The sequence below is a fragment of the Pseudomonas sp. AC242 genome (genome assembly GCF_979258655.1).
The window spans coordinates 4,740,597-4,759,786 of sequence record NZ_OZ409873.1 but is presented as its reverse complement, the minus strand read 5'-3'; the positions used below and the strand labels follow the sequence as shown (position 1 = coordinate 4,759,786).

The window sequence follows — 19,190 nt, the reverse complement described above, 5'->3', positions numbered from 1 at the left end:
TTTAGCTTTTCAGGCAGTCAAAAGCAAAAGATCGCAGCGTCGACAACCCCTGTAGGAGCTGCCGAAGGCTGCGATCTTTTGACCTTGCTTCAGCGATATCAGTGCGTACGGGCGACCGCAAACTCGCTCAGTTCAACCAGTGCATCCCGATATTCACTGGCTGGCAGCGCCTCAAGGCACTTGATCGCACGGGCTACATAATCACGGGCCAGTTGCGCGGTGTACTCCAGCGAACCGGAAGCTTCTACGGCAATACGGATGCTTTCCAGGTCTTCGATCCCGCCTTTCTGGATCGCCTGACGTACCAGTGCAGCCTGTTCCGGCGTGCCTTCGCGCATGGTGTAGATCAGCGGCAGGGTCGGCTTGCCTTCGGCCAGATCGTCACCGACGTTCTTGCCCAAGGTTTCGGCGTCACCCTTGTAGTCAAGCAGGTCGTCGACCAACTGGAACGCCACACCGAGGTGATCACCAAACGTGCGCAGCGCTTCGCTCTGTTCGGCGGTAGCGCCGGCCAGTGCGGCAGCACTGTGGGTTGAGGCTTCGAAGAGCATCGCGGTCTTGCCGCGGATGACTTCCATGTAGGTTTCTTCGGTGGTGCTGGCGTCGCGCACCTTGGACAGTTGCAGCACTTCGCCTTCGGCGATGATGCGCGTGGCCTGGGAGAGGATCTTCATCACCGGCATCGAGCCCAGTTCGACCATCATTTCGAACGAGCGCGAATACAGGAAGTCGCCGACCAGCACGCTCGGGGCGTTGCCCCACATGGCGTTGGCGGTCGAACGGCCACGGCGCATGCCGGACATGTCGACCACGTCGTCATGCAGCAGAGTGGCGGTGTGCAGGAATTCGATGGTGGCGGCCAGCAGACGCATGTCGTCGCCTTCGCGACCCAGGGCCTTGCCACACAGCAACACTAATAAAGGACGCAGACGTTTGCCGCCGGCCGAGGTAATGTAATCGCCGATTTTCGATACCAGCGGTACTCGGGAAGTCAGCTGCTTCTTGATGATGCCGTCGACGGCGCTAAAATCGTCCGCCACCGCGCGGTAGAAAGCTTGGGGTTGCATCAGCGAGAGTCGCTCCAGAAGGGTTGCGCGGCATGCTAGGACCCCCGTCCAGACCTGTCAAGGCGCGATGGACGGCTACTTGCAAGGCTGCCGCGCCTTGCGTACAATCGCGCACCCTGAACTTCCTGGGCAGCACCTGCCTTACGCAATTGCAACGGGCCTTCCAGCCTAATGCAGCCATGCCAGCCAATACCTCTTCTTATAAAGAGCTGGGTGAGCAGGATTATCGGAGAAATACCATGTCTTATGCAGTAATCGTTACTGGCGGCAAGCAGTACAAAGTCGCCCCAGGTGAATACCTGAAGATCGAAAAACTGGAAATCGCTACCGGCGAATCCGTTACCTTTGATCGCGTTCTGTTGGTTGCCAATGGCGACGACGTGAATATCGGCGCTCCAGTTGTTGCTGGCGCTACCGTTGTGGCTGAAGTGATCTCCCAAGGTCGTCACGATAAAGTCCGCATCATCAAGTTCCGTCGCCGTAAGCACCACATGAAGCGTATGGGCCACCGCCAGTGGTACACCGAGATCAAAATCACCGGTATTCAGGCTTAATTTCAGCCTAATTCCTCACTAGGAGAATTGACTCATGGCACACAAAAAAGCTGGTGGTAGTACCCGTAACGGTCGCGACTCAGAAGCCAAACGCCTTGGCGTGAAGATGTATGGCGGCCAGGTCATCAAGGCCGGCAACATCATCGTGCGTCAGCGCGGCACCCAATTCCACGCTGGTTACGGCGTTGGCATGGGTAAAGATCACACCCTTTTCGCGAAAATCGAAGGCGTGATCAAGTTTGAAGTAAAAGGCGCTTTCAACCGCCGTTACGTGAGCGTAATCGCGGCTTAATCGCGAGATCGCTGGAAGAGCCCTGTCTTGCGACGGGGCTTTTTCGTTTGTGGGGTGAGTCTCTTGCAAAACTGTTTGTATGGGCTGTCGGCGTGCGATACATGTCGTGTTTTGGGGTCGCTGCGCTCATTTTTGCAAGAGTCTTATGTCTTGATTGTTTTTCGGCTCGTCCGTATGGCGAGAGGCGTTGGTTATGAAGTTTGTTGATGAAGTATCGATTCGCGTAAAGGCTGGTGACGGCGGCAATGGCGCCATGAGTTTCCGTCGGGAAAAGTTCATCGAAAACGGTGGCCCGAACGGCGGTGATGGTGGTGATGGCGGTTCCATCTACATGATGGCCGATGAAAACCTCAACACCCTGGTCGACTACCGTTACACCCGGCACTTCGATGCCGAGCGTGGTTCCAACGGCGGCAGCACTGACTGCACCGGTAAAAAAGGCGAAGACCTGATCCTGCGCGTGCCGGTCGGCACCACGGTGATCGACTCTGCTACCCAGGAAGTGATTGGCGACCTGACCAAGGCTGGCCAGAAGCTGATGGTCGTGCAGGGCGGTTGGCACGGTCTGGGTAACACCCGTTTCAAATCCAGTACCAACCGTGCGCCGCGTCAGACCACTCCGGGTAAGCCGGGTGAGCAGCGCGACCTGAAGCTGGAAATGAAAGTCCTGGCTGACGTCGGTCTGCTGGGCTTGCCGAACGCCGGTAAAAGTACCTTTATCCGTTCCGTATCGGCCGCAAAGCCGAAAGTCGCCGACTACCCGTTCACCACGCTGGTGCCGAACCTCGGTGTGGTCAGCGTTGATCGCTGGAAGAGCTTCGTCATTGCCGACATTCCGGGTCTGATCGAAGGTGCTTCCGACGGTGCCGGTCTGGGTATTCGCTTCCTCAAGCACTTGGCGCGTACGCGTCTGCTGCTGCACCTCGTCGACATGGCGCCGCTGGATGATTCCAGTGCACCGGACGCGGCGGAAGTGATCGTCAACGAGCTGATCAAGTTCAGCCCGTCCCTGGCTGAGCGTGATCGTTGGCTGGTACTGAACAAGTGCGACCAGATCCTTGAGGAGGATCACGATGAGCGCGTCAAGGAAATCGTTGATCGCCTCGAGTGGACCGGTCCGGTCTACGTGATCTCGGCCATCGCCAAGATCGGTACCGAGCGTCTGTGCCACGACATCATGCGTTACATGGAAGATCGCGCCGATCGCCTGGCCAATGACCCGGCTTACAAGGAAGAACTGGCCGACCTCGATCAGCGCATCGAAGACGAAGCGCGCGCGCAACTGCAGGCGCTGGATGACAAGCGTGCCCTGCGTCGCAGTGGCGTGAAGTCGGTCCATGACATCGGCGACGATGATTGGGACGAAGAAGATGTGGATGACGAAGACGGTCCGGAAATCATTTACGTGCGTGACTGATTCGTTGGGTATGAGCTGCCGCAGGCTGCGATCTTTTGACCTTCAGAAGATCGCTGGTGTCTGCTGAGTCTTCATCTCAGGGCGGTGTTATCATCGCTGCAAGCCGTTTTTCTATGGCGCCGCTCAATCGAGCGGCGTTTTAGTATCTGGAAATCGCAAGTCACAAATAACGTCATGGGCAGCGCTGGGTCGCGCTGCCCTCAAGCTAAGGTTGAAGATGATGCGGAGCAAGGTGACAGGTGCGCAGCGTTGGGTCGTGAAGATCGGCAGCGCTTTGCTGACAGCTGATGGCAAAGGGCTGGATCGCGCGGCAATGAGTGTCTGGGTCGAGCAGATGGTGGCTTTGCATGAGGCTGGCGTCGAGTTGGTGCTGGTGTCCTCCGGGGCAGTGGCCGCCGGCATGAGTCGTTTGGGCTGGACCGCACGACCCAGTGCGATGCACGAGCTCCAGGCGGCCGCTGCTATTGGTCAGATGGGCCTGGTGCAGGCGTGGGAGTCGAGCTTCGCCGAGCATGGCCGGCACACTGCACAGATTCTCCTGACGCACGACGACCTGTCCGACCGCAAGCGCTACCTGAACGCTCGCAGCACCTTGCGCGCACTGGTCGAGCTGAAAGTCATCCCGGTGATCAACGAAAACGATACTGTGGTCACTGATGAAATCCGTTTCGGCGACAACGACACGCTGGCGGCGTTGGTGGCGAATCTGGTCGAGGCGGATCTGCTGGTGATCCTGACCGATCGCGACGGCATGTTCGACGCTGATCCGCGTAACAACCCTGAAGCGCAGCTGATTTACGAAGCGCGCGCCGATGATCCGAGCCTCGATGCGGTAGCGGGCGGCACGGGTGGTGCGCTGGGGCGCGGCGGCATGCAGACCAAGCTGCGTGCGGCGCGACTGGCTGCGCGTTCCGGTGCGCACACCATCATTGTCGGTGGGCGTCTTGAGCGCGTGCTTGATCGCCTGAAAGCGGGTGAGCGCATTGGCACCTTGCTGTCGCCTGAGCGCGGCATGCTCGCGGCGCGCAAGCAATGGCTGGCCGGGCATCTGCAAACTCGCGGCACCCTGGTGCTGGATGAGGGGGCGGTGTCGGCGTTGTCCAAGGGCAATAAAAGCCTGCTGCCTGTCGGTGTGAAGTTGGTGCAGGGCAGTTTCCGCCGCGGCGAAATGGTCGTCTGTGTGGCGCCTGACGGTCGTGAGATTGCCCGGGGCCTGGCTAACTACAGTGCGCTGGAAGCGCAAAAAATCATCGGTCAGTCGTCGGATGCGATTGTCGGTTTGCTCGGTTACATGGCGGAGCCGGAACTGGTTCACCGTGACAACCTGATTCTGGTCTAAGGAAAACTCGATGCGTTTAGCGAAAGGATTGTTGGGCTTGCTGATGGCAATGCCATTGCTCGCCTCGGCCGAGGAAATCGGTCAGGTGTCGACGGTGTTCAAGTTTGTCGGCCCGAACGACCGCATTGTGGTCGAGGCTTTCGATGATCCGAAAGTCGAAGGGGTGACCTGTTACCTGTCGCGCGCCAAGACGGGCGGTGTGAAGGGCGGTCTCGGTCTGGCTGAGGATCGCGCCGAGGCGTCGATCGCCTGTCGCCAGGTTGGTCCGATCAAGTTCAAGGGTGATCTGAAGGATGGCGATGAGGTGTTCAAGGAGCGCACTTCGCTGGTATTCAAGACCATGCAGGTGGTGCGTTTCCTCGACAAGAAGCGCAACACGCTGGTGTATCTGGTCTACAGCGACCGCTTGATCGAAGGCAGTCCGCAGAATGCCGTGACCGCCATCCCGATCCTGCCGTGGGTGCCGGTCCAGCAATAACGCCGCGAAACCAACTGTAGGAGTGGGGCTGCTCGCGATAGCGGTGTGTCAGTCGATGCAATTATTGACTGTGACACCGCTATCGCGAGCAGGCTCACTCCTACATTTTTTTTGCGCTGGGATTTGTTAAATCACAGGCAATAAAAAACCGACCCTAAGGTCGGTTTTTTAATGACTACGTCGGATTAAGCAGCTTCTTTCAGTGCTTTGACGTGGCCATTCAGACGGCTCTTATGGCGAGCAGCCTTGTTCTTGTGGATGATGCCTTTATCGGCCATACGGTCGATAACTGGCACAGCCAGAACGTATGCAGCTTGAGCTTTTTCAGCGTCTTTTGCGTCGATGGCTTTAACTACATTCTTGATGTAGGTGCGAACCATGGAACGCAGGCTGGCGTTGTGGCTGCGACGCTTCTCAGCCTGTTTTGCACGTTTTTTGGCGGAAGGTGAGTTGGCCACCGTCGAGCTCCTCGAAAGACTTTTTAGGAAATAGCAAACAAAATAGGCCGCGAATCATGCCGATGAGTTGAAGTCTTGTCAAGGGCACTTGAAACGTTCCGCTAAGTGGTAGGTATAAAGAGGCGGGATATTTATTTCCGGCGCTTGACCTGTAAACTCGCGAGCTTTGGCTCTGTGCTGCTGCGGCGCGGAGTATCGCACAAGTAGGCGCTTTGTTCGCCTGCTGTTTATCGACAGGCACAAATTCCCTCAATGAATCTGCTCAAATCGTTGGCCGCCGTCAGCTCTATCACGATGCTTTCCCGGATTCTGGGCTTTGTTCGTGACACGCTGATTGCCCGTACATTCGGCGCCGGGATGGCGACGGATGCCTTCTTTATTGCCTTCAAACTGCCCAATCTGTTGCGACGAATCTTCGCCGAGGGTGCTTTCTCTCAGGCTTTTGTGCCGATTCTCGCTGAATACAAAAGCCAGCAAGGTGAAGAGGCAACCCGTACGTTCATTGCCTATGTCTCGGGTTTGCTGACACTGGTGCTGGCGGTGGTGACTGCGCTGGGCATGATTGCCGCACCCTGGGTGATCTGGGCTACGGCTCCGGGTTTTACCGACACGCCGGAAAAATTCCAGCTCACTTCTGATCTGTTGCGGGTGACCTTCCCTTATATATTGCTGATCTCCCTGTCCTCACTGGCGGGCGCGATTCTCAATACCTGGAACCGTTTCTCCGTGCCGGCCTTCGTGCCGACTCTGCTTAACGTCAGCATGATCGTGTTTTCGCTGTTCCTCACACCATACTTTGACCCGCCGGTGATGGCGCTCGGTTGGGCGGTGCTGGTCGGTGGTCTGGCGCAATTGCTCTACCAACTGCCGCACCTGAAAAAGATCGGCATGCTGGTACTGCCGCGTCTGAATCTGCGCGATACCGGCGTCTGGCGCGTAATGAAGCAGATGCTGCCGGCGATTCTCGGCGTCTCGGTCAGCCAGATCTCGCTGATCATCAACACCATCTTCGCCTCGTTTCTGGTCGCAGGCTCGGTGTCGTGGATGTATTACGCCGACCGCCTGATGGAGTTGCCATCCGGCGTACTGGGTGTGGCGCTGGGCACAATCCTGCTGCCGACCCTGGCGAAAACTTACGCGAGCAAAGATCGCCACGAATATTCGCGGATTCTCGATTGGGGCCTGCGCCTGTGCTTTGTGCTGGTGCTGCCCTGTGCGCTGGCGCTGGGGATTCTCGCCGAGCCGCTGACGGTTTCGTTATTCCAGTACGGTCAGTTCAGTGGCTTCGACGCCGAAATGACTCAGCGCGCATTGATTGCTTACTCTGTCGGTTTGCTCGGGATTATCGTGATCAAGGTTCTGGCGCCGGGCTTTTATGCGCAACAGAACATCCGTACGCCGGTAAAAATCGCAATATTCACCCTGGTGGTTACTCAGTTGTTCAACCTGGTGCTGATTGGCCCGTTGGCGCACGCGGGGCTGGCACTGGCGATCAGTGCCGGTGCCTGTCTCAACGCCGGATTGCTGTTCTATCAACTGCGCAAGCAGCAGATGTATCAGCCGCAGCCGGGCTGGGCCAAGTTCGGTTTCAAACTGGTTATCGCGGTGGCGGTGATGTCGGCAGTGCTGTTGCTGGGCATGCATTTCATGCCGGCGTGGGATCAGGGGCACATGCTTGAGCGCTTTCTGCGTCTGGGCGCATTGGTCGCGGCGGGCGTGGTCGCTTATTTCGGTATGTTGCTGCTGCTCGGTTTCCGCCTGCGAGACTTCAATCGCAAGGCCTTGAGCTAAGGTTTTACCCTTTATAAGCAGGCCCGGGCCGGCAGTTTTGTCGGCTCGTTCACTTTGCGTTACGGTGTTGCCTGTCGTCGACCGTCGGGTGTGGTTATAATCGACCACTTTATGAGCAAGAAGCGCGTTATGCAGCTGGTTCGAGGCCTCCACAACTTGCGCCCCCAGCATCGGGGCTGCGTCGCCACTATTGGCAACTTTGACGGTGTTCACCGTGGTCACCAGGCTATCCTGGCCCGACTGCGTGAGCGTGCGCTCGAGTTGGGCGTACCCAGCTGCGTGGTGATTTTCGAGCCGCAGCCACGGGAGTTCTTTGCCCCCGAGACTGCGCCGGCGCGTCTGGCAAGGTTGCGCGACAAGCTGCAACTGCTGGCGGCCGAAGGCGTTGACCGGGTCTTGTGCCTGGCGTTCAACCAGCGCTTGAGCAAGCTCAGCGCCAGCGAATTCGTCGACACCATCCTCGTCGATGGCCTCGGCGTGCAGCACCTGGAAGTCGGTGATGATTTCCGCTTCGGCTGCGACCGCCTCGGCGATTTCGATTTTCTGATGCAGGCCGGGCAGATGCACGGTTTTACCGTCGAAGCGGCACAAACCGTCGAGCTGGACGGCATTCGCGTCAGCAGCACACAAGTGCGCAACGCCTTGGCCGCCGCCGATTTTGCCTTGGCCGAACGTTTGCTCGGCCGCCCGTACCGCATCGCCGGTCGCGTGCTGCATGGCCAGAAGCTGGCCCGGCAACTGGGTACGCCGACTGCGAATATTCAACTCAAGCGTCGTCGCGTGCCGTTCACCGGGGTGTACCTGGTGGATGTCGATATCGACGGCAAGACCTGGCCCGGTGTCGCCAATATCGGCGTACGGCCTACGGTGCAAGGTGATGGCAAGGCCCACCTTGAAGTCCATCTTTTAGATTTTGCCGGCGATCTGTATGACCGGCGTTTGACGGTGGTTTTCCACCAAAAGCTGCGTGAAGAGCAGCGCTTCGCCTCCCTGGAGGCATTGAAAACGGCGATCAATGCGGATGTCGCCACCGCCCGTGCACTAGCCGCACCTAGCGCCCATCGCTAATGAAGAGCCTTAAATGACCGACTATAAAGCCACGCTTAACCTTCCGGACACCGCCTTCCCAATGAAGGCCGGCCTGCCACAGCGCGAACCGCAGATCCTGCAGCGCTGGGACAGTATTGGCCTGTACGGAAAGTTGCGCGAGATTGGCAAGGATCGTCCGAAGTTCGTTTTGCATGACGGCCCTCCGTATGCTAACGGCACGATCCACATCGGTCACGCACTGAACAAGATTCTCAAGGACATGATCATCCGCTCGAAGACCCTGTCGGGCTTCGACGCGCCGTATGTTCCGGGTTGGGACTGCCACGGCCTGCCGATCGAGCACAAGGTTGAAGTGACCCACGGCAAAAATCTGGGCGCGGACAAGACCCGCGAACTGTGCCGTGCCTACGCCACCGAGCAGATCGAAGGGCAGAAGTCCGAATTCATCCGTCTCGGCGTGCTGGGCGATTGGGCCAACCCGTACAAGACCATGGATTTCAAGAACGAGGCCGGTGAAATCCGCGCTCTCGCGGAAATCGTCAAGGGCGGTTTCGTGTTCAAGGGCTTGAAGCCTGTGAACTGGTGCTTCGACTGCGGTTCGGCTTTGGCTGAAGCGGAAGTCGAGTACGAGAACAAAAAGTCCTCGACCATCGACGTGGCCTTCCCGATCGCTGACGAAGCCCAACTGGCTGCCGCGTTCGGTCTGCCGTCGCTGGGCAAACCTGCCTCGATCGTGATCTGGACCACCACCCCGTGGACCATCCCGGCCAACCAAGCGCTCAACGTTCACCCGGAATTCAACTACGCGTTGGTTGATGTCGGCGACAAGCTGCTGGTACTGGCTGAAGAGCTGGTCGAGGCCTGCCTGGCGCGTTACAGCCTGGAAGGTTCGGTCATCGCCACCACCACCGGTAAACAGCTGGAACTGATCAACTTCCGTCACCCGTTCTACGACCGTCTGTCGCCGGTGTACCTGGCTGACTACGTCGAACTGGGCGCTGGCACCGGTGTGGTTCACTCCGCTCCGGCCTACGGCGTGGACGACTTCGTGACCTGCAAGAAATACGGCATGGTCAACGACGACATCCTCAACCCGGTGCAGAGCAACGGCGTGTACGTGCCGTCGCTGGAGTTCTTCGGCGGTCAGTTCATCTGGAAGGCCAACCCGGCCATCGTCGACAAGCTGACCGAAGTCGGTGCGCTGATGCACACCACCGTCATCGAACACAGCTACATGCACTGCTGGCGCCACAAGACCCCGCTGATCTACCGCGCCACCGCGCAGTGGTTCATCGGCATGGATAAAGAGCCAACCAGCGGTGACACCCTGCGTGTGCGCTCGCTCAAAGCCATTGAAGACACCAAGTTCGTTCCGGCCTGGGGCCAGGCGCGCCTGCACTCGATGATCGCCAACCGTCCGGACTGGTGCATCTCGCGTCAACGTAACTGGGGCGTGCCGATCCCGTTCTTCCTCAACAAGGAAAGCGGCGAACTGCACCCACGCACCGTCGAGCTGATGGAAGAAGTCGCCAAACGCGTTGAAGTCGAAGGCATCGAAGCCTGGTTCAAGATGGACGCTGCCGAACTGCTCGGCGACGAAGCGCCGCTGTACGACAAGATCAGCGACACCCTCGACGTCTGGTTCGATTCGGGCACCACGCACTGGCACGTCCTGCGCGGTTCGCACCCCATGGGCCACGAGAGCGGCCCGCGTGCCGACCTGTATCTGGAAGGTTCCGACCAACACCGTGGCTGGTTCCACTCGTCGCTGCTGACCGGTTGCGCCATCGACAACCACGCGCCGTACCGCGAACTGCTGACCCACGGTTTCACCGTCGACGAAGCCGGCCGCAAGATGTCCAAATCGCTGGGCAACGTGATCGCGCCGCAGAAGGTCAACGACACCCTGGGCGCCGACATCATGCGTCTGTGGGTGGCTTCGACCGACTACTCCGGCGAAATGGCGGTTTCCGACCAGATCCTGCAGCGCAGTGCGGACGCCTATCGTCGTATCCGTAACACCGCGCGCTTCCTGCTCTCGAACCTGACCGGTTTCAACCCGGCCACCGACATCCTGCCGGCTGAAGAAATGCTCGCGCTGGATCGTTGGGCGGTCGACCGCACCCTGCTGCTGCAACGCGAGCTGCAAGAGCACTACGGCGAATACCGTTTCTGGAACGTCTACTCGAAGATCCACAACTTCTGCGTGCAGGAGCTGGGCGGTTTCTACCTCGACATCATCAAGGACCGTCAGTACACCACTGGCGCCAACAGCAAGGCCCGCCGTTCGGCGCAAACCGCGCTGTTCCATATCTCCGAAGCGCTTGTGCGCTGGATCGCGCCGATCCTCGCCTTTACTGCTGACGAACTGTGGGAATACCTGCCGGGCGAGCGTAACGAATCGGTGATGCTCAACACCTGGTACGAAGGCCTGACCGAACTGCCGGCTGACGTGGAACTGGGTCGCGACTACTGGGAACGCGTGATGGCGGTCAAAGTAGCGGTCAACAAAGAAATGGAAATCCAGCGCGCAGCGAAAGCTGTCGGTGGCAACCTGCAAGCCGAAGTGACGCTGTACGCCGAAGACGCCCTGAGCGCCGATCTGGCCAAGCTGAGCAACGAACTGCGCTTTGTCCTGATCACTTCGACCGCAAGCGTTGCGCCGTTCGTTCAGGCACCGGCTGATGCGGTAGTGACTGAAGTCAGCGGCCTGAAGCTGAAGATCGTCAAATCGGCCTTCCCGAAGTGCGCCCGTTGCTGGCACTGCCGCGAAGACGTCGGCGTGAACCCGGAGCATCCGGAAATCTGCGGTCGTTGCGTCGACAACATCAGCGGCGCTGGCGAGGTTCGTCACTATGCCTAATGCCGTTGGCCGTTTCGGACGGTTGAGCTGGCTGTGGTTGAGTTTGCTGGTTCTGGTCATCGACCAGGCCAGCAAGTTCTACTTCGAAGGCAAGCTCGAAATGTTCCAGCAGATCGTGATCATTCCCGATTACTTCAGCTGGACCCTGGCTTACAACACCGGCGCTGCTTTCAGCTTTTTGGCTGACAGCTCCGGCTGGCAGCGCTGGCTGTTTGCCCTGATCGCGATTGTGGTCAGTGCGGTGCTGGTGGTCTGGCTCAAGCGTCTGGGCCGCAACGAAACCTGGCTGGCCGTCGCGCTGGCGCTGGTATTGGGCGGCGCGCTGGGCAATCTGTATGACCGCATTGCCTTGGGCCATGTGATCGATTTCATTCTGGTGCACTGGCAGAACCGCTGGTACTTCCCGGCGTTCAACTTCGCCGACAGCGCGATTACCGTTGGCGCGGTGATGCTGGCACTGGATATGTTCAAAAGTAAAAAGACCGGAGAAGCCGTTCATGACTGAACAGGTATTGGCTGAGCAACGCATCGGCCAGAACACGGAAGTCACCTTGCACTTTGCATTGCGCCTGGAGAACGGCGACACCGTCGACAGTACGTTCGACAAAGCCCCGGCGACCTTCAAGGTCGGCGACGGCAACCTGCTGCCGGGTTTCGAAGCAGCGCTGTTCGGCTTCAAGGCCGGCGACAAGCGCACGCTGACCGTCGAGCCGGAAAACGCCTTCGGCCAGCCGAACCCGCAGAACGTGCAGATCATTCCGCGTTCGCAGTTCGTCGACATGGAGTTGTCACCGGGTTTGCTGGTGATCTTCAACGATGCGGCCAATACTGAGCTGCCGGGTGTGGTGAAAGAGTTCGACGACACGCAAGTGACCATCGACTTCAACCACCCGCTGGCGGGCAAGACGCTGACCTTTGACGTCGAGATCATCAACGTTAAAGCGCTGTAAAAATGTGGGAGCGAGCCTGCTCGCGAATGCGGTGTGTCAGGCGACATCAGTGTTGAATGTCAGTCAGCTTTCGCGAGCAGGCTCGCTCCCACAATTAGTAATTCATTGTTTTCGCGCGCAAGACACGAGGCACAGCATGCAAATCAAACTCGCCAACCCCCGTGGCTTCTGCGCCGGCGTGGACCGGGCGATCGAAATCGTCAACCGCGCCCTGGAAGTCTTCGGGCCGCCGATCTACGTGCGTCACGAAGTGGTGCACAACAAGTTTGTCGTTGAAGACCTGCGTAGTCGCGGGGCGATCTTCGTCGAGGAGCTGGATCAGGTGCCGGACGATGTCATCGTGATTTTCAGTGCTCACGGTGTTTCCCAAGCTGTGCGCACCGAAGCCGCCGGCCGTGGCCTGAAAGTATTCGACGCCACTTGCCCGCTGGTGACCAAGGTGCACATCGAAGTGGCGAAATACAGCCGCGACGGTCGTGAGTGCATCCTGATCGGTCACGCCGGTCACCCGGAAGTCGAAGGCACCATGGGCCAGTACGACGGCAGCAATGGCGGCGCGATCTACCTCGTTGAAGACGAGAAAGACGTCGCCGAATTGCAGGTACACAACCCGGACAAACTGGCTTTCGTCACCCAGACTACGCTGTCGATGGACGATACCAGTCGTGTCATCGATGCGCTGCGCACGCGCTTCCCGGCTATCGGCGGCCCGCGCAAGGACGATATCTGCTACGCCACGCAAAACCGTCAGGACGCGGTCAAGCAATTGGCTGACGAGTGCGACGTGGTGTTGGTGGTCGGCAGCCCGAACAGCTCCAACTCCAATCGTCTGCGTGAACTCGCCGAGCGCATGGCCACACCGGCCTACCTGATCGACGGTGCCGAAGACCTGCAAAAGAGCTGGTTCGATGGCGTTGAGCGTATCGGCATTACCGCCGGTGCTTCCGCGCCGGAGGTACTGGTGCGCGGCGTGATTCAGCAATTGCAGGCCTGGGGCGCTACCGGTGCCGATGAACTGGCCGGGCGTGAAGAGAACATCACGTTCTCGATGCCTAAAGAGCTGCGCGTGCGTTCGATCTGACGTTTTCGGTTTTTTGACACAGCGCCTGCTCAGTCTCTTGACTGTTCAGGCGCACGCGACCGGTCGCCGCCAGTACTATCTGGCGCTGACTGACCGGCTCGCGAGCCGAGCAGACATGTAATGTCCCAGCCTGAAACGCCCGCCCGGGCATCAGTGGTTGCCCCAGACTGCTGAAACGTACGTAACGACTCACCGACCAATTGCCGACAATCGGCACCTGCGTGTCACTCGCACGCTCTTGCAGCAGCGGATTGCTGCTGTCCTTCGGCCCTTTGCCGCTGATATCCAGAATGATCCGCCAGCCCTGACTCCAGTCGCCGTTGATGCCATGAATCACCACGCTCTGATTGCGCGTGATGGCCAGTGTGCGAGCGTTACGCAGGCCATCGAGCAGCGATTGCGCCGCTTGATCCCGATGGCTCGATTCTCTGAGCGTGGCGAACGCCGGACTGACCAGCAGCAGAACAATTGCGCCAATCGCCAGTCCCATAAGCAGTTCTATCAGGCTGAAACCCTGTTGCGGCATGAAAACACCCTCCGTGGAATGTGATGAACGGCGCGCTCCGTGCGCCGGGCAGGGCAAATCAGCCGACGCGGGCCGGTTGAATGTTCTAGCGTGTAGAAGCAGGTATAGCCGACGGCAACGGAGGGCATCGATGGATCTTCGTACAAAAGGTTTCACGCTGATCGAGTTGTTGGTTGCGATCGCGATCTTTGTGATCCTGATTACCCTGGCGGTGCCGGCGTTCACCCGTTCGGTACAGGGCAGCAGGGCTGATACCGAGATGGGCGATCTGCAACGGGCGATCAATTTCGCCAGGCTCGAAGCCATAAATCGAGGTACTACCTTGCGCCTGCGCCCGACTGCCGGCGGCAGCGTCTGGACCGGTGAACTGGCGGTTTATGACAGTACTGGCACTCCGGCCAATGTGTTGCGGGTTGTTCCCGCGATGAGCAGTGGTGCGACTCTGACGCTACCCTCAGGAGTGACCGCACTGGATTTCAACAACCTTGGCGGTCTGGCGGCGCCGTCGACGGCGGTGGTCATCAGTTACACGTTGGGAACGCAAAGCAGGACGCTGAGCGTGTGTTTGAACGGACGAATTCAATTGGGTGGAAGTTGCGGATGAGGGCAGGGAGCAAAAATGCACAGCACGGCATGACGCTGATCGAGGTGCTGGTCGCGTTGCTGATTCTGACGGTCGGGCTGCTGGGCGCGGCAGCGGTGCAACTGAATGCGCTGAAGTACACCGATAGCTCACGGATGACCAGTCAGGCCAGTTTCATTGCCTACGACATGATGGACCGCATCCGCGCCAACTCCGGCGCCGACTACACCGCCACGCCGCCGACCTCGGGCAATCTGAGCGTTGCCCGCGATCAGGACCTCTACGATTTCACTACCAACATCACCAACTTCGGTGGGCCGACCGCGACTGGCAGCATCACCCTCAATCAGCGCGTCTACACCATCACCATCAACTGGAGCGATGCGCGAGCCGCCAACACCGCCAGCGCCCAGCGCAGCTTTGTCCTGACCAGCCGCGCTGCGGTTGATCCGGTGGCCACGCCATGAAGCAGCAAAACCGTGGATTCGGTCTGATCGAATTACTTATTGCTTTGGCACTGGGGCTCATCGTGGTGCTGGGCGTGGTGCAGATTTTCATCGCGGCGAAAAATACTTATGTCAGCCAGAACACTGCCGCGGCGATGCAGGAAGACGCACGGTTTGTGTTGAGCAAGATGATTCAGGAAATTCGCATGGTCGGGATGTTCGGCTGTCTTGGCACCATTACCGATTCGAGCAGTGCGGGCGACTTCAACGCTGCGCAGGTGACGCCGATCAACTGGGACAATGCCAACCTCAAACTGACGCTGGTCACTGCCGATATCGGCAGCGGCGGGGGCACGCCAACCTGGACCGTGGTCTCCGATTGCCGCAACAGCGCAACGGCCTATACCGGCTTGCGCTCCCCGGCGAGCGGGCAGATCGCGTTCCCGATCCGGCGTCTGATCTACAGCTTCAGCAACAATCAGATTCTCATGGGCACCGGCAGCGGCAATCCTGCGCAGCAGGTGCTGGTGAACAACGTCAGTGCGTTCACCGTGATGTTCGGTCTGGCCAGTTCGGCAACGGATGTGGCCGCTTCGACTTACAGCGCCAATCCCAGTGATCCGGCGCGCATCCGCAGTGTGCGCCTGAGCCTGACCCTCACCGACCCGAACAACCGGGTGCGCAATCAAACCTTCAACGTGGTTGCCGCTTTGCGCAACCGCTTGCAGTGAGGGGCGCGGCGATGAGGATGACTCTCCACACCCGTCAGGCGCAGCACGGCATGGTCTTGCTGGTCAGTCTGGTATTCCTGTTGTTACTGACCCTGATTGGTCTGTCGTCGATGCAGAGCGCCAACCTGCAGGAAAAAATGGCCGGCAGCGTGAGCCTGCGCAATCAGTCGTTCCAGACTGCCGAGGCGGCGTTGCGCATTGGCGAAAGTGCGGTGCAACTGGACAGTTATTCGCTGGCTGTATGCAGCGGTACCACGCAATGCGCGCCGCCGGCGGAGTCGTCGGTGGTCAGCGCGGCGGGACTCAATTCGACTTCCGGGGTGACCTGGATTGCGGCCGGCAATGGATTCTATGGAGTACAGAACATCGGTACGACTCTGACGGCCGTGAACGTACCGAGCAACACCTCGGCGACGTTGTATCGGGTTACAGCGGTCGGCATCGCCGGCACTTCGCGTAGCGTGGTGGAGAGTGTTTATGCGAAGTATTGAGCGCTGCATATCACTATGGATCGGCATGCTGCTGAGCTGTTATCTGGCCGCGCCGGCGTATGCGTTCACGCCTTCCGATTCGCCGCTGTTGAGTGCGGCAGCGGTACCACCCAACGTCATGCTGCTGATCGACGATTCGGGGAGTATGAACAGCATCATCTATGCGACCGGTTTTGACCCCACCGACAATTTCACCCCGGCCCGGCAATGCAACGCCTTACTTGGCCTGTGCCTGAGTTCGACAGCGATTACCGGCGATACGATCTTTCTGTCCAGCCTGCCGACATCAGGTTGCTCCGGCGGCGCCTATGCGTTCTATAACAACAGTCTGGCGCCGTTGTGCCTGAAGCTGCCGGATCCGGTCGGCAGCGGCAATACGCGTTACTCAGGGGATTACATTTCCTACGTATTCGGCCTGGCCATCAACAACGGCACACGCGATTTCACCACCGGGGCGATTCCCAACGACTACCGCATCAACGTCGCGCGCAACGTCTCCACGGCATTGGTCAGCAGCAACCGCACGTTGCGTATGGGGCTGTCGACATTCAATCCGGCCACCAGCAACAACTCCGGCAATGGCGGTTTCATTGCCCGTGCGATCAGCGATTTGTCGCCGGTGTCCGGCAGCGTGACTCAAGCCCAGGCCGACACCAATTACAACGCACTGATCTCTTCCATCAACGGTTTGAGCGCCGTGGCCAACACGCCGTTGGCGGAAACCTATTACGAAATCACTCGTTACATGCGTGGCATGGCGCCGTACTACAACAGCACACCGACCACCTACACCAGCCCGATTCAGTACCGCTGCCAGAAAAACTATGGTGTGGTGATCACCGACGGCTTGCCGACCTTCGACCGTACTTTCCCCACCAATGACCCACTGGGCGGCAGCCGTTTGCCGAACTGGGATGGCGTCAACAATGACGGCAACAACCTTAACGGTGATGGTGAAGGGGATACGCTGTATCTGGATGACATCGCCAAGTTTGCCTTTGACATCGATATGCGTTCGACCGGCACCGACGCAGCGGGTAAGAGCTGGAATGCGGTGGATTTTCCCAAACAGAACATGAACACCTACACCGTGGGTTTCACCGCCGATAATGACATGCTGTCGGACGCCGCCAGTTATGGACAGGGCAGGTATTACCAGGCGACCGACAGTACCGGGCTCAACGCCGCCTTATCCTCGGCGCTGAGCGACATCACGTCCAAGGCCGGCTCCGGCGGCGCGGGAGTCACCAGCGGAACCACACTGACGTCCAGCAGCAGCTTTTATCAAACCACTTATGACCCCAAGGACTGGCGCGGCACGATCAAGTCGTTTGGGTTCACCTCGACCGGGACGGTCAATACCTCGGCGGCGCAGTGGACGACCGACACCACCATCGTGCCAGCCGCCACCGCCGCGACCTTTCAGTCATGGAATACCCTGAGCAACGCAGCGGTAACCCTGGCTTACGGCAACTTTTCCCCGGCCCAGCAGACCACGCTGAGTCAGGGATTGCCCACCGGTATCAGTGGCATTGATCTGGTGGAGTGGAGCAAGGGCACGAACAAGGCCGGGCTGAAAGTGCGCAGCGTGCTGCTCGGCGACATCATCAATTCGCCGCTGGTGCTGGCTTCGCCATCAGACAAAACCGCCTCCGATCTTTCCGGTGACACCAGCTACAGCACTTACCTGGCCACCAAGGCTGCGAATATGAACACCAGCCTGGTGGTCAACGCCAACGATGGTTTCGTCAACGTGATCAATTCGGCGAACGGTACTCGCCGTTACGCCTACATGCCGTCCAGTGTGCTGCCGTCATTGCGCCTGATCGCCGATACCAACTACGTCAACGGTGTGAGCCACAAATTTTTGGTAGACGGTCAGGTTGGGGTGTTCGACGCGCAGTCCGGCACCGCGTGGAAAACCCTGGCCATTGGCGGCACCGGTGCCGGGGGTAAAACCTTCTACGGGCTGCAACTGTTTGATGCGTCTGCGGGCAATGTGATCAAGGCCTTGTGGGAGGTCAGTGCGCCGGCCACCGCCAGTGCTGCGAACGCATTCAATGATCTGGGTTATGCCTACGCCCGTCCGGAAGTGGCACGCTTGGCCAATGGTCGCTGGGCGACATTCATTGCCAATGGCTACGGCAGTAATTCGGGCGTGGCGGCCCTGTATGTACTGGATGCGCTGGACGGTTCGCTGATCAGGAAAATCGTTATCGACAGCACGGAAACCACCAACGGTTTGTCGTCGGTGAAACTCAAGGTCAACTCTTCGAATGTGGTGCAGGCCGCTTACGGTGGCGACTTGAAGGGGCGGTTATGGAAGTTCGACCTGAGTGCCACGTCCTCCGATAGTTGGGGCGTGGCGTTTTCCGGCAAGCCACTGTTCACCACGGCGGGCGGGGCGACTCAACCGATCACCGCGCAGCCGTTACTGGCGGATAACGCGCTGGGCGGCAAACAGGTCTTCGTCGGTACCGGCAAGTTCAATGAAACGGCCGATAAGACCAACAAGGATTTGCAGGCGTTCTATTCCGTGTGGGACGCCGATGGTGGTTCTGGACAGTTGACCGTCAGCAGTTTGCAGCCGCAGGCGATCACCGGATCATTCTCCGGCAGCTCTGGACAGTTTCTGACCACAACGCAGAATGACACGACGTATCCGGCGGAGAAGGGTTGGTATCTTCCGCTGGTGTACAACAACGTGCTGACCGGCGAGCGGGTGATCAATCAGGCGAGTATCGTGCTGGGCCGTGTTGTCTTTACCACGGCGAGTGTTGATACCACTGATCCCTGTGCGAGTTTTGGTACCGGCAAACTGGTCGAACTGGATGCGTTCAGCGGTAAGATGCTCAATTACGCCGTGCTCGATACCAGCTCTGACGGTTTGGTCGACAGCAATGACTCGATCTCCAGCGGCGTGATATTCACCGGTGGCATTCCGACCCTGAACTTCGTCTCCAGCGATGGCAAGCGCAAGGGTACGACCGACACCAGTGGCACCATCACGATCATTGTAGAAAAGGGCGGTGGCGGCAGCCGTCGTATCATGTGGCGACAAATACAGTAAGCG

19 protein-coding genes are annotated in these 19,190 nt (G+C 58.9%); 16 read left to right on the top strand and 3 right to left on the bottom strand.

What is annotated here, in order from left to right; genetic code table 11:
• Nucleotides 1–98: 98 nt before the first annotated feature.
• On the bottom strand, nt 99–1,067 hold the full coding sequence (locus ACZZ0A_RS21320; protein WP_007909817.1) for a polyprenyl synthetase family protein: 969 nt from the start codon (nt 1,065–1,067) through the stop codon (nt 99–101).
• Nucleotides 1,068–1,306: 239 nt separating this feature from the next.
• On the opposite strand from ACZZ0A_RS21320, the gene rplU reads away from it, so the two are divergent.
• The 5 genes from rplU to ACZZ0A_RS21295 all read left to right on the top strand — a co-directional run bounded on the left by rplU (nt 1,307) and on the right by ACZZ0A_RS21295 (nt 5,147).
• Nucleotides 1,307–1,621, top strand: coding sequence for a 50S ribosomal protein L21 (gene rplU, locus ACZZ0A_RS21315; protein WP_003176051.1), 315 nt, complete (start codon nt 1,307–1,309; stop codon nt 1,619–1,621).
• A 34-nt stretch (nt 1,622–1,655) separates the two neighbouring features.
• Nucleotides 1,656–1,913, top strand: coding sequence for a 50S ribosomal protein L27 (rpmA, locus tag ACZZ0A_RS21310; RefSeq protein WP_007909818.1), 258 nt, complete (start codon nt 1,656–1,658; stop codon nt 1,911–1,913).
• Between the two features lie 193 nt (nt 1,914–2,106).
• Nucleotides 2,107–3,330: an Obg family GTPase CgtA gene (gene cgtA / locus ACZZ0A_RS21305; RefSeq protein ID WP_007909819.1), complete on the top strand. Its 1,224-nt coding sequence runs from the start codon at nt 2,107–2,109 to the stop codon at nt 3,328–3,330.
• Between the two features lie 220 nt (nt 3,331–3,550).
• Complete coding sequence (gene proB / locus ACZZ0A_RS21300) at nt 3,551–4,669, top strand: glutamate 5-kinase (protein WP_042704923.1); 1,119 nt, start codon at nt 3,551–3,553, stop codon at nt 4,667–4,669.
• Between the two features lie 10 nt (nt 4,670–4,679).
• Nucleotides 4,680–5,147 (top strand): CreA family protein, encoded by a 468-nt coding sequence (locus ACZZ0A_RS21295; protein WP_007909822.1) that lies wholly within the window; start codon nt 4,680–4,682, stop codon nt 5,145–5,147.
• 185 nt (nt 5,148–5,332) lie between these two features.
• Here the strand turns inward: ACZZ0A_RS21295 and rpsT are convergent, their stop codons facing one another.
• The gene (gene rpsT, locus ACZZ0A_RS21290; RefSeq protein WP_003228351.1) at nt 5,333–5,605 is read right to left on the bottom strand and encodes a 30S ribosomal protein S20; all 273 of its coding nucleotides are present in this window, start codon (nt 5,603–5,605) and stop codon (nt 5,333–5,335) included.
• Nucleotides 5,606–5,857: 252 nt separating this feature from the next.
• Here rpsT and murJ point away from each other — a divergent pair, with 252 nt between their 5' ends.
• From murJ to ispH, 6 genes are all read left to right on the top strand, one after another.
• Nucleotides 5,858–7,396, top strand: coding sequence for a murein biosynthesis integral membrane protein MurJ (murJ, locus tag ACZZ0A_RS21285; protein WP_007909826.1), 1,539 nt, complete (start codon nt 5,858–5,860; stop codon nt 7,394–7,396).
• A gap of 129 nt (nt 7,397–7,525) precedes the next feature.
• Complete coding sequence (gene ribF / locus ACZZ0A_RS21280; protein ID WP_007909828.1) at nt 7,526–8,464, top strand: bifunctional riboflavin kinase/FAD synthetase; 939 nt, start codon at nt 7,526–7,528, stop codon at nt 8,462–8,464.
• 13 nt (nt 8,465–8,477) lie between these two features.
• Entirely contained in the window at nt 8,478–11,309 is a 2,832-nt protein-coding gene (gene ileS / locus ACZZ0A_RS21275) for an isoleucine--tRNA ligase (protein ID WP_007909830.1), read from the top strand.
• Nucleotides 11,302–11,814, top strand: a complete 513-nt coding sequence (gene lspA, locus ACZZ0A_RS21270) for a signal peptidase II (RefSeq protein WP_007909836.1) — start codon at nt 11,302–11,304, stop codon at nt 11,812–11,814. Before ileS ends, lspA begins: the two co-directional genes overlap by 8 nt.
• Nucleotides 11,815–11,821: 7 nt before the next feature.
• The gene (fkpB, locus tag ACZZ0A_RS21265; protein WP_174245140.1) at nt 11,822–12,259 is read left to right on the top strand and encodes an FKBP-type peptidyl-prolyl cis-trans isomerase; all 438 of its coding nucleotides are present in this window, start codon (nt 11,822–11,824) and stop codon (nt 12,257–12,259) included.
• A gap of 136 nt (nt 12,260–12,395) precedes the next feature.
• The gene (ispH, locus tag ACZZ0A_RS21260) at nt 12,396–13,340 is read left to right on the top strand and encodes a 4-hydroxy-3-methylbut-2-enyl diphosphate reductase (RefSeq protein ID WP_007909838.1); all 945 of its coding nucleotides are present in this window, start codon (nt 12,396–12,398) and stop codon (nt 13,338–13,340) included.
• On the opposite strand, the gene ACZZ0A_RS21255 is transcribed toward ispH, so the two are convergent.
• Nucleotides 13,312–13,866, bottom strand: a complete 555-nt coding sequence (locus tag ACZZ0A_RS21255; protein WP_095114073.1) for a GspH/FimT family pseudopilin — start codon at nt 13,864–13,866, stop codon at nt 13,312–13,314. The two genes, ispH and ACZZ0A_RS21255, sit on opposite strands and share 29 nt — an antisense overlap.
• 130 nt (nt 13,867–13,996) lie before the next feature.
• Between ACZZ0A_RS21255 and ACZZ0A_RS21250 the strand changes: the two genes are divergently transcribed.
• Genes ACZZ0A_RS21250 through ACZZ0A_RS21230 form a run of 5 tightly spaced genes read left to right on the top strand, consistent with a single transcriptional unit; the run spans nt 13,997 to nt 19,187 of the window.
• A complete protein-coding gene (locus tag ACZZ0A_RS21250) occupies nt 13,997–14,470 on the top strand; it encodes a GspH/FimT family pseudopilin (protein WP_095114074.1) in 474 nt (157 codons plus the stop codon).
• The gene (gene pilV / locus ACZZ0A_RS21245) at nt 14,467–14,916 is read left to right on the top strand and encodes a type IV pilus modification protein PilV (protein ID WP_007909841.1); all 450 of its coding nucleotides are present in this window, start codon (nt 14,467–14,469) and stop codon (nt 14,914–14,916) included. The genes ACZZ0A_RS21250 and pilV overlap by 4 nt, the downstream gene beginning before the upstream one ends.
• On the top strand, nt 14,913–15,626 hold the full coding sequence (locus tag ACZZ0A_RS21240; protein WP_095114075.1) for a PilW family protein: 714 nt from the start codon (nt 14,913–14,915) through the stop codon (nt 15,624–15,626). The genes pilV and ACZZ0A_RS21240 overlap by 4 nt, the downstream gene beginning before the upstream one ends.
• An 11-nt stretch (nt 15,627–15,637) precedes the next feature.
• Complete coding sequence (locus ACZZ0A_RS21235) at nt 15,638–16,117, top strand: pilus assembly PilX family protein (RefSeq protein WP_007909844.1); 480 nt, start codon at nt 15,638–15,640, stop codon at nt 16,115–16,117.
• The gene (locus ACZZ0A_RS21230; RefSeq protein WP_463543699.1) at nt 16,104–19,187 is read left to right on the top strand and encodes a pilus assembly protein; all 3,084 of its coding nucleotides are present in this window, start codon (nt 16,104–16,106) and stop codon (nt 19,185–19,187) included. The genes ACZZ0A_RS21235 and ACZZ0A_RS21230 overlap by 14 nt, the downstream gene beginning before the upstream one ends.
• Nucleotides 19,188–19,190: the final 3 nt, after the last annotated feature.

Coding starts and splice junctions, on each gene's coding strand:
- proB (WP_042704923.1), top strand. CDS start 3,551: ATGCGGAGCAAGGTGACAGGTGCGCAGCGTTGGGTCGTGAAGATCGGC.
- cgtA (WP_007909819.1), top strand. CDS start 2,107: ATGAAGTTTGTTGATGAAGTATCGATTCGCGTAAAGGCTGGTGACGGC.
- ACZZ0A_RS21320 (WP_007909817.1), bottom strand. CDS start 1,067: ATGCAACCCCAAGCTTTCTACCGCGCGGTGGCGGACGATTTTAGCGCC.
- ACZZ0A_RS21250 (WP_095114074.1), top strand. CDS start 13,997: ATGGATCTTCGTACAAAAGGTTTCACGCTGATCGAGTTGTTGGTTGCG.
- ACZZ0A_RS21255 (WP_095114073.1), bottom strand. CDS start 13,866: ATGCCGCAACAGGGTTTCAGCCTGATAGAACTGCTTATGGGACTGGCG.
- ACZZ0A_RS21240 (WP_095114075.1), top strand. CDS start 14,913: ATGAAGCAGCAAAACCGTGGATTCGGTCTGATCGAATTACTTATTGCT.
- ACZZ0A_RS21295 (WP_007909822.1), top strand. CDS start 4,680: ATGCGTTTAGCGAAAGGATTGTTGGGCTTGCTGATGGCAATGCCATTG.
- rpmA (WP_007909818.1), top strand. CDS start 1,656: ATGGCACACAAAAAAGCTGGTGGTAGTACCCGTAACGGTCGCGACTCA.
- ileS (WP_007909830.1), top strand. CDS start 8,478: ATGACCGACTATAAAGCCACGCTTAACCTTCCGGACACCGCCTTCCCA.
- pilV (WP_007909841.1), top strand. CDS start 14,467: ATGAGGGCAGGGAGCAAAAATGCACAGCACGGCATGACGCTGATCGAG.
- ribF (WP_007909828.1), top strand. CDS start 7,526: ATGCAGCTGGTTCGAGGCCTCCACAACTTGCGCCCCCAGCATCGGGGC.
- murJ (WP_007909826.1), top strand. CDS start 5,858: ATGAATCTGCTCAAATCGTTGGCCGCCGTCAGCTCTATCACGATGCTT.
- ACZZ0A_RS21230 (WP_463543699.1), top strand. CDS start 16,104: ATGCGAAGTATTGAGCGCTGCATATCACTATGGATCGGCATGCTGCTG.
- rplU (WP_003176051.1), top strand. CDS start 1,307: ATGTCTTATGCAGTAATCGTTACTGGCGGCAAGCAGTACAAAGTCGCC.
- ACZZ0A_RS21235 (WP_007909844.1), top strand. CDS start 15,638: ATGAGGATGACTCTCCACACCCGTCAGGCGCAGCACGGCATGGTCTTG.
- lspA (WP_007909836.1), top strand. CDS start 11,302: ATGCCTAATGCCGTTGGCCGTTTCGGACGGTTGAGCTGGCTGTGGTTG.
- ispH (WP_007909838.1), top strand. CDS start 12,396: ATGCAAATCAAACTCGCCAACCCCCGTGGCTTCTGCGCCGGCGTGGAC.